Genomic DNA, 13723 nt, shown 5'->3' on the forward strand with positions numbered 1-13723 from the left:
TGGTGCTTAAATGCGCCAGGAATAGTTTCGTGTATATATCACTTCATATAATTTAATCAGCATGTATAGGGACTATCGAATGCTCAGATATACCCGTAATGCCCTGGTTCTGGGATCGCTGGTTTTACTTAGCGGCTGCGATAACGGATCCTCTTCTTCTTCCTCTGGAAATCCCGACACTCCTGGTAATCAGGATGTGGTTGTACGTTTACCTGACGTTGCCGTACCCGGCGAAGCGGCCACGGCGGCAGAAAACCAGGCGGTCATCCACCTGGTGGATATTGCCGGCATCACCAGCAACAACGCGGCGGACTACAGCAGCAAAAACCTCTATCTGTGGAATAACGAAACCTGCGATGCGCTCAGCGCGCCGGTAGCGGACTGGAATGACGTCAGCACCACCCCGAGTGGCAGCGATAAATATGGCCCGTACTGGGTGATTCCGCTCAACAAAGAGAGCGGTTGTATCAACGTCATCGTTCGCGACGGCACCAATAAACTGATCGATAGCGATCTGCGGGTGGCGTTTGGCGACTTCACCGATCGTACGGTATCGGTGATCGCCGGTAACAGCGCGGTCTATGACTCCCGCGCCGACGCTTTCCGCGCCGCTTTTGGCGTCGCGCTGGCCGAAGCCCACTGGGTCGATAAAAATACGCTGCTGTGGCCGGGCGGACAGGACAAGCCCATCGTGCGCCTCTACTACAGCCACAGCAGTAAAGTGGCGGCGGATGGCGAAGGCAAATTTACCGACCGTTACCTGAAACTGACGCCGACTACGGTCAATCAGCAGGTCAGCATGCGTTTCCCGCATCTTTCCAGCTATGCGGCTTTTAAGCTGCCGGACAATGCGAACGTTGACGAGCTGCTGCAGGGCGAAACGGTCGCCATTGCCGCCGCAGAGGACGGGATCCTGATTTCCGCCACCCAGGTGCAGACGGCGGGCGTCCTGGATGACACCTATGCCGAAGCGGCGGAAGCGCTGAGCTACGGCGCGCAGTTGACCGACGGCGGCGTCACATTCCGCGTCTGGGCGCCGACTGCTCAGCAGGTGGATGTGGTGGTCTACAGCGCGGACAAAAAAGTGATTGGCAGCCATCCTATGACCCGCGACAGCGCTTCCGGCGCGTGGTCGTGGCAGGGGGGCAGCGATCTGAAAGGCGCGTTCTACCGCTATGCGATGACGGTTTATCACCCGCAGTCGCGCAAGGTTGAACAGTATGAAGTCACCGACCCGTATGCGCATAGCCTGTCGACCAACTCGGAGTACAGCCAGGTGGTCGATCTCAACGACAGCGCCCTGAAGCCTGACGGCTGGGATAGCCTGACGATGCCGCATGCCCAGAAGACAAAAGCGGAGTTAGCGAAGATGACGATCCATGAATCGCATATTCGCGATCTCTCCGCCTGGGACCAGACCGTTCCGGCCGAACTGCGCGGTAAATATCTCGCGCTGACCGCCGGCGACAGCAATATGGTACAGCATCTGAAGAAGCTCTCCGCCTCAGGCGTCACGCACATCGAGCTGCTGCCGGTCTTCGATCTGGCGACGGTGAACGAGTTCAGTGACAAAGTCGCCGATATTCAGCAGCCGTTCAGCCGCCTGTGCGAAGTGAACAGCGCGGTGAAAAGCAGCGAGTTCGCCGGATACTGCGACAGCGGCTCCACCGTGGAGGAGGTGCTGAACCAGCTCAGGCAGAGCGATAGCCAGGATAATCCGCAGGTACAGGCGCTGAATACGCTGGTGGCGCAGACCGACTCCTATAACTGGGGCTACGATCCGTTCCACTACACGGTTCCGGAAGGATCCTACGCGACCGATCCGGAAGGCACGACGCGCATCAAAGAGTTCCGTACCATGATTCAGGCGATCAAGCAGGATCTGGGGATGAACGTGATCATGGACGTGGTATATAACCACACCAATGCCGCGGGTCCGACCGACCGCACGTCGGTGCTGGATAAGATCGTGCCCTGGTACTATCAGCGTCTGAATGAAACCACCGGCAGCGTTGAATCCGCCACCTGCTGTTCCGACTCTGCGCCGGAGCATCGGATGTTCGCCAGGCTGATCGCCGACTCGCTGGCGGTGTGGACCAAGGATTATAAAATCGATGGTTTCCGCTTCGATCTGATGGGCTATCACCCGAAAGCGCAAATTCTCTCGGCGTGGGAGCGCATTAAAGCCCTGAATCCGGACATCTACTTCTTTGGTGAAGGCTGGGATTCAAACCAGAGCGACCGCTTTGAAATCGCCTCGCAGATCAATCTGAAAGGCACCGGTATCGGGACGTTCTCCGATCGTCTGCGCGACTCCGTGCGCGGCGGCGGCCCGTTTGATTCCGGCGATGCGCTGCGTCAAAACCAGGGCGTTGGCAGCGGCGCTGGCGTATTACCAAACGAGCTCACCAGCCTGAACGATGATCAGGTCCGTCATCTGGCCGATCTGACCCGTCTGGGGATGGCCGGTAACCTTGCTGACTTTGTGATGATCGACAAAGACGGCGCGGTGAAGAAAGGCAGCGAAATTGACTATAACGGCGCGCCTGGCGGCTATGCCGCAGATCCGACGGAAGTCGTCAACTATGTTTCGAAGCACGACAACCAGACGCTGTGGGATATGATCAGCTATAAAGCGTCCCAGGAAGCCGACCTGGCGACCCGCGTTCGCATGCAGGCCGTTTCGCTGGCGACGGTGATGCTCGGGCAGGGGATCGCTTTCGACCAGCAGGGTTCTGAACTGCTGCGCTCGAAATCCTTTACCCGCGACTCCTACGACTCCGGCGACTGGTTTAACCGTGTGGATTATTCCCTGCAGGACAATAACTACAACGTTGGTATGCCGCGCATCAGCGATGACGGCAGTAACTATGACGTGATTTCGCGCGTCAAAGATATGGTTGCCGCTCCGGGCGAAGCGGAGCTGAAGCAGATGACCGCCTTCTACCAGGAGCTGACCGAGCTGCGTAAATCCTCGCCGCTGTTCACCTTAGGTGAGGGCAGCGCGGTGATGAAGCGCGTTGATTTCCGTAATACCGGTTCAGACCAGCAGGCCGGTCTGCTGATTATGACCGTGGATGACGGGGTGAAAGCGGGCGCCAGTCTGGATAGCCGTCTTGACGGCCTGGTGGTGGCGATCAACGCTGCGCCGGAAAGCCGTACGCTGAATGAGTTTGCCGGTGAGACGCTGCAGCTGAGCGCGATCCAGCAGGCGGCGGGCGAAAATTCGCTGGCTCACGGCGTGCAGATTGCCGCAGACGGCGCGGTCACCCTGCCGGCATGGTCGGTGGCGGTGCTGGAAATGCCGCAGGGCGATGCTCAGGGTGCGGGGCTGCCGGTCAGCAGCAAGTAAGACCTTAACCTCCCGGCCCGCGGCGTACAAACCGCGGGCCGGGATGGCGTGTCCTGATTAAGGAGAAATCCGTGCTTGTTCGTGAGCAAGAACCGTACCCGCCGTCCAGTCCCCCGGCGGGGGGCGGGAAAATGGTGCAAATTCCCTGCGTGACCGTACCGCTGTATGCCGCGCTGCTGATTGCGCTCGGCTGGTTTGGCGGCGAGCAGTGGCGGAATAAACCCGTCCCGCAGCCGATAACGCAGCCGGTAGCCCATGCGGCGTTAGTGCCGCTGAATCAACCGGCGGTCGAAACTGCCGTCAAGCCGGTTAAAGCCGGGCCAGAAACGCAGGCCGTTGCGGAGGCGCCGATCGATGAAGATCATCTGCCGCCTCTGCGCTACAGCGCGCACGTCTACGCCACCCTGGCGGAGAAACGCAGCATTGTATTAAACGGACAATCCTGGAAGGAGGGCGACTCGCCGCTGGCGAATCTGGTTATCGAGCAGATCCAGCAGGATCTCACCGTCTTTAGCTTTAACGGTAAAACGTTTACCCTCGCGGCGCTGGATGACTGGCCGGGCGGGACGATTGAGGAGAGTCCGCAGGGAGAATAAAAATAGCGCGAGCGGAATTAAAATAACCGCTATTTATTGCCGCGCAGGCTATCAATAAATGGCGCCAGCTGGCGATTAAACTGGCTGCATTTTGTGGCTTCCGGGGTACTATCCTGCTGGAGCTGTTGATATAGCTGCGCGCTGCGCTGGCTCAGCAGATTATCATCAATATTTGCCCATCCGCGTTTTTTACCGACGTTTATTGCCGCACGGTTAATTGCGTCATCGGCAGGCAGATCGCTGCGGTTGCATTTATTCTTCAGATAGCGCGCCCCGGCGGCGACGGAGGCAAGCTGCTCAAGCTGAGCCTCACCGCTAACCGCAGGACTCAGGGTTGTCTGACGATTTTGCTGACAGCCTGAGATCAGGGCAACCGCCATAAGCGGAAATATAATAAAGTTGCGCATAATCTATTAAGCAGAAAAATTAATTGGCTGACAGTTTAACAAATATTTTTCGGCAGTCATCAGAAAATCTGCCAAATTATAAATGTTAAGTGGCTCGCGTTTTTATCATTGCGCTCTTTTAAATCTCATTTTCTTTCATCTGGGTCGTTTCTGTTTTCCGGCGGAAATAATATTTTCCGGCCTTACTGCTTCGGTTTGTTTCTGCGGCCAGCAGAAGGTTACGGGCGCACATTTTTATGTTGTTAAAAAACATCACAATTTCCCTGAGGTTGTCCGGCGAGGATGTAAAATGCTGGTTAAGAATGTCGCGGTTTAGTGCTATCCTGTATTCCCTGGACAATCCGTTCCGTGTCCCGAATAATTCTGTCGATGAAGCGTGTAACAATGTGATTTGTATGGTGAATTTTTAAAGTGAAAATCATGCGAGCGACATGATAATGCGTCGCGCAGTCCATAAATGGTTGCCTGAAAAACAACACCTTCGGGCGGCAATTTGAGAGATTTCTTCTTTCCCCCATCCGGGGAAACATTGAGAATCAGGCCTTTACGCCTGTAAGTTGCGGAGAAAAAGCATGGCGGGAGATGACCGCGAGCCGATCGGACGTAAGGGGAGACCCTCGCGCCCGGCAAAACAAAAGGTAACTCGCCGTCGGGTTCGGGAAGAGGACTACGACGACGATTACGATGATGACTATGAGGATGAAAAACCGATGCCGAGGAAAGGAAAAGGCAAAGGCGGTAAACCCCCTCGTCGTAAACGCACCTGGCTGTGGCTGCTGATTAAAATTGGGGTCGTCTGTGCGGTATTGATTGCTGCCTATGGCGTCTACCTTGACCAGAAAATCCGCAGCCGCATTGACGGGAAAGTCTGGGATCTGCCCGCGGCGGTTTATGGCCGGATGGTCAACCTTGAGCCGGATATGCAGATCAGCAAAAACGAAATGGTGCGCCTGCTCAACGCGACGCAGTATCGCCAGGTGAGCGCGATGACGCGTCCGGGGGAATATACGGTACAGGCCAACAGTATCGAGATGATCCGCCGTCCGTTCGATTTCCCGGACAGTAAAGAAGGCCAGGTGCGCGCGCGTCTGACCTTTAATGGCGATCGTCTCGACACCATCGAGAACATGGATAATAACCGCCAGTTCGGTTTCTTCCGTCTCGATCCGCGCCTGATCACTATGCTGCAATCGGCTAACGGCGAACAGCGTCTGTTTGTGAAGCGCAACGGCTTCCCGGATCTGCTGGTGGATACTCTGCTGGCGACGGAAGACCGCCATTTTTACGAACACGACGGCATCAGCCTTTACTCCATTGGCCGTGCGGTGCTGGCTAACCTGACCGCCGGTCGTACGGTGCAGGGGGCGAGTACGCTGACCCAGCAGCTGGTGAAGAACCTGTTCCTCTCCAGCGAACGTTCGTACTGGCGCAAGATTAACGAAGCCTATATGGCGCTGATCGTCGATGCCCGCTACAGCAAGGATCGTATCCTTGAGCTGTACATGAACGAGGTGTACCTCGGTCAGAGCGGCGATAACGAGATCCGCGGCTTCCCGCTGGCGAGCCTCTATTACTTTGGTCGTCCGGTGGAAGAGCTCAGCCTCGATCAGCAGGCGCTGCTGGTGGGGATGGTAAAAGGCGCGTCGGTTTACAACCCGTGGCGTAACCCGAAGCTGGCGCTGGAGCGACGCAACCTCGTGCTGCGTCTTCTGCAGCAGCAGCAGGTTATCGATCAGGAGCTGTATGACATGCTCAGCGCGCGTCCGCTGGGCGTACAGCCGCGCGGTGGGGTGATCTCTCCGCAGCCGGCGTTTATGCAGATGGTGCGTCAGGAGCTGCAGGCGAAACTGGGCGATAAAGTCAAAGATCTCTCCGGCGTGAAGATCTTTACCACCTTCGATTCCGTGGCGCAGGATGCGGCGGAAAAAGCGGCGATAGAGGGTATTCCGGCGCTGAAGAAACAGCGTAAGCTACCGGATCTGGAAACCGCGATGGTGGTTGTCGACCGCTTCACCGGAGAAGTACGGGCGATGGTCGGCGGGGCGGAGCCGCAGTTTGCTGGCTATAACCGCGCAATGCAGGCGCGCCGTTCGATTGGCTCGCTGGCAAAACCGGCGACCTATCTGACCGCGCTAAGTCAGCCGAATCAGTATCGTCTCAATACCTGGATCGCCGATGCGCCTATCTCGATTCGTCTGTCTAACGGCCAGACATGGTCGCCGCAGAACGACGATCGTCGCTACAGCGAGAGCGGGAAGGTGATGCTGGTTGACGCGCTGACGCGTTCAATGAACGTGCCGACGGTGAATCTCGGGATGGCGCTGGGCCTGCCGGCGGTGGTTGATACCTGGACTAAACTGGGCGCGCCCAGGAATCAGCTGAATGCGGTTCCTTCTATGCTGCTGGGGGCGCTGAACCTGACGCCGATTGAAGTGGCGCAGGCGTTCCAGACCATTGCCAGCGGTGGCAACCGCGCGCCGCTGTCAGCGCTGCGTTCGGTGATCGCTGAAGATGGTACCGTACTCTATCAAAGCTATCCGCAGGCGGAACGGGCGGTACCGGCGCAGGCGGCTTATATGACGCTCTGGACTATGCAGCAGGTGGTGCAGCGCGGTACCGGTCGTCAGCTGGGCGCGAAGTATCCGGGCCTGCATCTGGCGGGTAAAACCGGGACCACCAACAACAACGTTGATACCTGGTTTGCCGGTATTGACGGCGGTCAGGTGACCATTACCTGGGTGGGACGCGATAATAACCAGCCGACTAAGCTGTACGGCGCCAGCGGCGCAATGTCGATTTACCAGCGCTATCTGGCTAACCAGACGCCGACTCCGCTGGTCCTGACTCCGCCGGAAGATGTGGTGGATATGGGCGTCGATAGCAGCGGTAACTTTGTCTGCAGCGGCGGCATGCGTTCGCTTCCGGTATGGACGACCTCGCCGGACGCGCTTTGTCGCCAGGGCGAACTGATTCAACAGCAGCAGCTCCAGCAGCAGCAGGCGAATAATCCGTTCAATCAGTCCGGGCAACAGCCGCAACAGCAGCAAAATCAGCAGCAACCGCCGAAGCAGGAGAAGAGCGATGGCGTAGCGGGCTGGATTAAAGATATGTTCGGCGGTAATTAACCCGTCGTTGCATCCTGAAAGCCGGCGCCTTGTTGGTTGAGTGGGTGCAGGAATAGTGGCCCTCTAATACCTCAGTATTAGAGGGCCTTTTTATATCTGTAAATTAATTAACAGCCTTATAACCCCACAATTACCGTCTGGTTATTTATTCATCCTTTGATAGCCCGCAGGGGGCATATTTCTTGCCTTGCCGCGCTCGTTTCGCCTATTATGTCAGCCGTTATAATAATAATTCTCGTTTACGTTATCATTCACTTCTATCAGAGATATACCCATGGCGCGTCTTAAAACTGCTCAGCCAAATCACTCGCTGCGTAAAATCGCAGCTGTAGTAGCCACGGCGGTTAGCGGCATGTCTGTTTATGCACAGGCGGCAGTTGAACCGAAAGAAGAAACCATTACCGTAACCGCCGCTCCGGCTCCGCAGGAGAGCGCCTGGGGACCGGCAGCGACTATCGCGGCGAAACATTCGGCTACCGCAACAAAAACCGATACACCCATCGAAAAAACGCCGCAGTCTATTTCCGTGGTGACCCGCCAGGAAATGGAGATGAAGCAGCCGACGACGGTCAAAGAAGCGCTGGCCTATACCCCTGGCGTATTCTCGACCCGCGGCAGTTCAACCACCTATGATGTGGTGACGATTCGTGGTTTCACCACGTCAACAACGGTGAATACCAACCAGTATCTGGATGGGATGAAGCTGCAGGGTAATAACTATTCTGAAGTCTCAATGGACCCTTATTTCCTCGAACGCGTGGAAGTGATGCGCGGGCCAACGTCGGTGCTGTACGGCAACAGCAACCCTGGCGGCATCGTCAGCATGGTCAGCAAGCGTCCGACGACTGAACCGCTGAAAGAAATCCAATTTAAAATGGGTACCGATAACCTGTGGCAGACGGGCTTTGATTTCAGCGATGCCATTGATGAAGACGGCGTGTGGTCATATCGTCTGACCGGTTTAGGCCGCAGCCAGGATGCTCAGCAGCAGATGGCGAAATCAACCCGCTATGCGGTCGCTCCTTCCTTTAGCTGGCGTCCGGATGACAAAACGGACTTCACTTTCCTGAGTAATTTCCAGAGCGATCCGTATGCCGGGTATTACGGCTGGCTGCCGCGTGAAGGGACAGTGGTGCCCTATTACGACGCCAACGGTAAGGCGCATAAGCTGCCGACGGACTTTAACGAAGGCGAAGCGAACAATAAGATGTCTCGCCGTCAGCAGATGGTTGGCTACAGCTTCTCGCATCAGTTCGATGACACTTTCACCGTGCGTCAGAACCTGCGTTATGCCAACGTCCATACTCTGTATCGTTCAGTCTATGGCAACGGATATACGCCGACAGGCAAAATCAACCGTGCGTATGTTCGCTCCGATGAGAACCTTAATACGTTTACCGTTGATACCCAGTTGCAGTCTGATTTCGCTACCGGCGCGGTAGGGCACACCCTGTTAACCGGCGTAGACTATTCGCGCATGCGCAATGATGTGAACGCGGATTACGGGACGGCTTCCGCGATTGATATGCAGAACCCGCAGTATGGCAATGCAAACGTGAGCGTTAACTTCCCCTATTCAGTGCTGAACCGTATGGAGCAGACCGGTCTCTATGCCCAGGATCAGATGGCGTGGGATAAGTGGGTGATGACGCTGGGGGGCCGCTACGACTATGCGATGGCTTCAACCCTGACGCGCCCTGCGAATACCCTCGCCAAAAATCACGATCAGCAATTCACCTGGCGCGGCGGCATTAACTATCTGTTTGATAATGGTATCTCGCCATACTTCAGCTACAGCCAGTCTTTTGAGCCGGTTTCCGGATCGTCGCGGGATGGCAAACCTTTCGATGCTTCCCACGGCGAGCAGTATGAAGCCGGCGTGAAGTACGTACCGAAGGATATGCCGTTGGTGCTGACCGCCGCAGTATATCAGCTGACCAAAGATAAAAACCTGACGGCGGATCCGAACAACGCCTCATTCAGTATCCAGACGGGCGAAATCCGCTCTCGCGGGATTGAGCTGGAGGCGAAAGCGGCGGTTAATGCCAATATTAACGTGACGGCTTCTTACACCTATACGGATGCTCAGTACCAGCACGACACCACCTTTAACGGCAAGCGTCCGGCAGAAGTCCCGCGCAATATGGCCTCGCTGTGGGCAGATTATACTTTCCACGAAACCGCGCTGAGCGGTCTGACAGTGGGCGCCGGTGCTCGCTATGTCGGTTCAACGGTAAGTTATTACAAAAACGATACTTCGACCGGGAAAAAAGACGACTCCTTCAACGTCGCGGGCTACGCGTTAATGGATGCCACCGTGAAATACGATCTCGCGCGCTTTGGTTTGCCGGGCTCGTCGATCGGAGTCAACGTCAATAACCTGTTCGATCGTGAATACGTTTCCAGCTGCTACAGCGAATACGCATGTTACTGGGGCGCTGAGCGTCAGGTTGTGGCGACCGCGACTTTCCGTTTCTAACCACTTAACGGGCGCGGTTCGCCGCGCCTCTTACCAGGTTCCGTTATGCAGGAAAACATTCCGCACTCCGATACGACGTTTTCACTGGACCGCGTGACCTTCCGCGTGCCCGGCCGAACGCTGCTGCATCCTCTGTCGTTAACCTTCCCGGCGGGAAAAGTCACGGGCCTGATTGGCCATAACGGCTCCGGCAAATCGACGCTGCTGAAAATGCTTGGCCGCCATCAGCCGCCTTCGGACGGGGAGGTTTTGCTTGACGGTCAGCCGCTCGATAGCTGGGGCAGTAAAGCCTTTGCCCGCAAGGTGGCTTATCTGCCGCAGCAGTTGCCCCCGGCGGAAGGCATGACGGTGCGCGAACTGGTGGCTATCGGCCGCTACCCGTGGCATGGGGCGCTGGGGCGTTTTGGCGCGGCGGACCGGGAAAAAGTGGAAGAGGCGATTGCGCTGGTCGGGCTAAAACCGCTGGCCCATCGGCTGGTGGACAGTCTCTCCGGCGGCGAACGCCAGCGCGCGTGGATTGCCATGCTGGTGGCCCAGGATAGCCGCTGCCTGCTGCTCGATGAACCCACCTCGGCGCTGGATATCGCCCACCAGGTGGATGTGCTGGCGCTGGTTCATCGCCTGAGCCAGCAGCGCGGGCTGACGGTGATCGCCGTACTGCATGATATCAATATGGCGGCGCGCTACTGCGACTATCTGGTTGCGCTGCGCGGCGGTGAAATGATCGCTCAGGGAACGCCCGCGGAGCTGATGCGCAGCGAAACTCTGGAACAAATTTACGGTATCCCGATGGGGATCCTGCCGCATCCGGCTGGCGCAGCGCCGGTAAGTTTTGTCTATTGATGGAAAACCTCACACTCATCACGCGGCGGCGCCTGCTGACCGCGATGGCGCTGTCGCCGCTGCTGTGGCTGATGCGCGGCGCGCGGGCGGCGGAAGTTGATCCGCAGCGTATTGTCGCGCTCGAATGGCTGCCGGTAGAGCTGCTGCTGGCGCTGGGCGTCACGCCCTACGGCGTTGCCGATATCCCTAACTACAGGCTGTGGGTCAATGAACCGGCGCTGCCTGATTCGGTGATTGATGTTGGGCTGCGCACCGAACCCAATCTGGAGCTGCTGACGCAGATGAAGCCGTCGTTTCTGGTCTGGTCGGCAGGGTACGGCCCGGCGGCGGAAAAGCTGGCGCGTATTGCGCCCGGACGAGGATTCACCTTCAGCGACGGCAAGCGTCCGCTGATGATGGCTCAGCAGTCGCTTAGCGAAATGGCTGACCTGATCGGCAGGCAGCAGGAAGCGAAGCGCCATCTGGCGGAATTTGACGCGCTGATGGAGAGCCTGCGTCCGCGCTTTGCCCGCCGCGGCGATCGCCCGCTGCTGATGATTACCCTGCTTGATACCCGCCACGTGCTGGTCTTTGCGCAGAACTGTCTGTTCCAGGAAGTGCTCGACCGCTTTGCCATCAAAAATGCCTGGCAGGGCGAGACCACCTTCTGGGGCAGCGTCACCGTCGGTATTGACCGGCTGGCGGCCTACAGAGATGCCGACGTTATCTGCTTCGATCACGGCAATGCGCGGGAGATGGCGCAGCTCACGGCGACGCCGCTGTGGCAAGCGATGCCGTTTGTTCGCGCAGGGCGTTTTCAGCGCGTCCCGGCGGTGTGGTTCTATGGCGCGACGCTATCGGCGATGCATTTTGCCCGCGTGCTGGCCGACGCTCAGGGGGGCCCGGTGTGAGATCGCGTATTTCGCCTTTGGCGACATCTCTGCTGTTAACTCTGCTTATCGTCGCTGCTGCGCTGACGCTGTTCAACCTCAACGTGGTGCTGCCGCGAAGCGAATGGGGGCAGGCGCTGTGGCAGCCTAATATCGATAATATCGCTCAGATGCTGTTCCACTACAGCCTGCTGCCGCGGCTGGTTATATCGTTGCTCGTCGGCGCCGGGCTGGGGCTGGTGGGTGTGCTGTTCCAGCAGGTGCTACGTAACCCGTTGGCGGAACCGACGACGCTCGGCGTAGCGACCGGGGCGCAACTGGGCATGACGGTCACCACGCTGTGGGCGATCCCTGGCGTGCTGGCGTCGCAGTTCGCCGCGCTTGCCGGGGCGTGCATTGTCGGCGCGCTGGTGTTTGGTGTGTCGTGGGGCAAACGCCTCTCGCCGGTGACGTTGATTCTGGCTGGGCTGGTAGTCAGCCTGTACTGCGGCGCGCTTAATCAACTGATGGCGATCTTCCATCACGATCAGCTGCAAAGTATGTTCCTGTGGAGCACCGGAACCCTGACCCAGACCGACTGGAGCGTGGCGCAGCGACTGTGGCCGCAGCTGCTGGGCGGAGCCATTTTAACGCTGCTGCTGCTGCGTCCGCTGACCCTGATGGGGCTGGACGACGGCGTGGCGCGCAACCTCGGACTGGCGCTCTCGCTGGCACGGCTGGGGGCGTTGACCCTGGCGATTGTCATCAGCGCCCTGTTGGTGAATGCGGTGGGGATTATTGGCTTTATCGGCCTGTTCGCGCCGCTGCTGGCGAAGATGCTGGGCGCTCGTCGTCTGCTATCGCGCTTGCTGCTGGCGGCGCTGATTGGCGCGCTGCTGCTGTGGCTCTCCGATCAGGTTATCCTCTGGCTGGCCCGGGTGTGGATGGAAGTCTCCACCGGTTCGGTAACCGCCCTGATTGGCGCGCCGCTGCTGCTATGGCTGCTGCCGCGCCTGCGCAGCATTAGCGCGCCGGTGATGAACGGTGGCGCCAGGGTGCAGGCTGAACGGCAACATGTGCTGTGGTTCGCGCTGGGCGGGCTGGCGCTGCTGCTACTGGCCATCGTCGCTGCGCTGGCTTTCGGCCGCGATGCGCAGGGCTGGCACTGGGCCAGTGGTACGCTACTGGATGAGCTAATGCCCTGGCGCTGGCCGCGCATTCTGGCGGCGCTGTTCGCTGGCGTAATGCTGGCGGTAGCGGGCTGCATTATCCAGCGTTTGACCGGTAATCCGATGGCCAGTCCGGAAGTGCTCGGCATCAGCTCAGGCGCGGCGTTTGGCGTGGTGGTGATGCTGTTCTTTGTGCCGGGAAATGCCTTTGGCTGGCTGCTGCCCGCCGGTAGCCTCGGAGCGGCGGCGACGCTGCTGATCATCCTGATTGCCGCCGGACGCGGCGGGTTCTCGCCGCATCGCATGCTGCTGGCAGGGATGGCGCTGAGCACGGCGTTTACCATGCTGCTGATGATGCTGCAGGCCAGCGGCGATCCGCGAATGGCGCAAATCCTGACGTGGATTTCCGGCTCAACCTACAGCGCCACGCCGGAACTCGTGATGCGCAGCGGCGCGGTGATGCTTGTTCTGCTTACGCTGACGCCATTTTGCCGACGCTGGCTGACGATTCTGCCGCTGGGCGGCGAGGCGGCGAGGGCGGTCGGCATGGCGCTGACGCCGTCACGTATCGGGCTACTGCTGCTGGCGGCATGTTTGACCGCGGCCGCAACGCTAACGATTGGCCCCCTCAGCTTCGTGGGATTAATGGCGCCGCATATTGCGCGTATGATGGGATTCCGGCGTACGATGCCGCATATGGCGATCTCCGGCCTGATTGGCGGGGTGCTGCTGGTGTTCGCCGACTGGTGCGGCCGGATGCTGATGTTTCCGTATCAGATCCCGGCGGGATTGCTGTCGACGTTTATCGGCGCGCCGTACTTTATCTATCTGTTGAGAAAGCAGAGTCGGTAGCTTTTCATCATCGCGATGCCCGGCGGGCATCGCGATGTGATAAGTCGCTTTT

Annotated in this window: 8 protein-coding genes; 7 read left to right on the forward strand and 1 reads right to left on the reverse strand. The window is 58.3% G+C overall.

Annotation, left to right across the window (positions count from 1 at the left end):
* The first annotated feature begins 79 nt into the window (after positions 1-79).
* Together pulA and gspB are read left to right on the forward strand one after the other, a co-directional pair.
* Positions 80-3352, forward strand: coding sequence for a pullulanase-type alpha-1,6-glucosidase (pulA, locus tag ABLV75_RS21220; RefSeq protein ID WP_047720359.1), 3273 nt, complete (start codon positions 80-82; stop codon positions 3350-3352).
* 71 nt (positions 3353-3423) lie between these two features.
* Positions 3424-3948, forward strand: coding sequence for a type II secretion system assembly factor GspB (gene gspB / locus ABLV75_RS21225; protein WP_004107977.1), 525 nt, complete (start codon positions 3424-3426; stop codon positions 3946-3948).
* A gap of 29 nt (positions 3949-3977) precedes the next feature.
* On the opposite strand, the gene pulS is transcribed toward gspB, so the two are convergent.
* Positions 3978-4355 (reverse strand): GspS family T2SS pilot lipoprotein variant PulS, encoded by a 378-nt coding sequence (gene pulS / locus ABLV75_RS21230; protein WP_017144953.1) that lies wholly within the window; start codon positions 4353-4355, stop codon positions 3978-3980.
* 572 nt (positions 4356-4927) lie between these two features.
* Here pulS and mrcB point away from each other — a divergent pair.
* From mrcB to fhuB, 5 genes are all read left to right on the forward strand, one after another.
* Positions 4928-7480, forward strand: a complete 2553-nt coding sequence (gene mrcB / locus ABLV75_RS21235; RefSeq protein WP_004107974.1) for a bifunctional glycosyl transferase/transpeptidase — start codon at positions 4928-4930, stop codon at positions 7478-7480.
* Positions 7481-7754: 274 nt separating this feature from the next.
* Entirely contained in the window at positions 7755-9959 is a 2205-nt protein-coding gene (fhuA, locus tag ABLV75_RS21240) for a ferrichrome porin FhuA (protein WP_004107973.1), read from the forward strand.
* A 45-nt stretch (positions 9960-10004) separates the two neighbouring features.
* Positions 10005-10802, forward strand: coding sequence for a Fe3+-hydroxamate ABC transporter ATP-binding protein FhuC (fhuC, locus tag ABLV75_RS21245; protein WP_004107972.1), 798 nt, complete (start codon positions 10005-10007; stop codon positions 10800-10802).
* The gene (gene fhuD / locus ABLV75_RS21250) at positions 10802-11692 is read left to right on the forward strand and encodes a Fe(3+)-hydroxamate ABC transporter substrate-binding protein FhuD (RefSeq protein WP_004107971.1); all 891 of its coding nucleotides are present in this window, start codon (positions 10802-10804) and stop codon (positions 11690-11692) included. The genes fhuC and fhuD overlap by 1 nt, the downstream gene beginning before the upstream one ends.
* The gene (gene fhuB / locus ABLV75_RS21255) at positions 11689-13671 is read left to right on the forward strand and encodes a Fe(3+)-hydroxamate ABC transporter permease FhuB (RefSeq protein WP_004107968.1); all 1983 of its coding nucleotides are present in this window, start codon (positions 11689-11691) and stop codon (positions 13669-13671) included. Before fhuD ends, fhuB begins: the two co-directional genes overlap by 4 nt.
* The last annotated feature ends 52 nt before the right edge of the window (positions 13672-13723 follow it).

Origin of the sequence: Klebsiella sp. CN_Kp066, assembly GCF_040065135.1 — a bacterium.
Lineage (GTDB): Bacteria > Pseudomonadota > Gammaproteobacteria > Enterobacterales > Enterobacteriaceae > Klebsiella > Klebsiella oxytoca.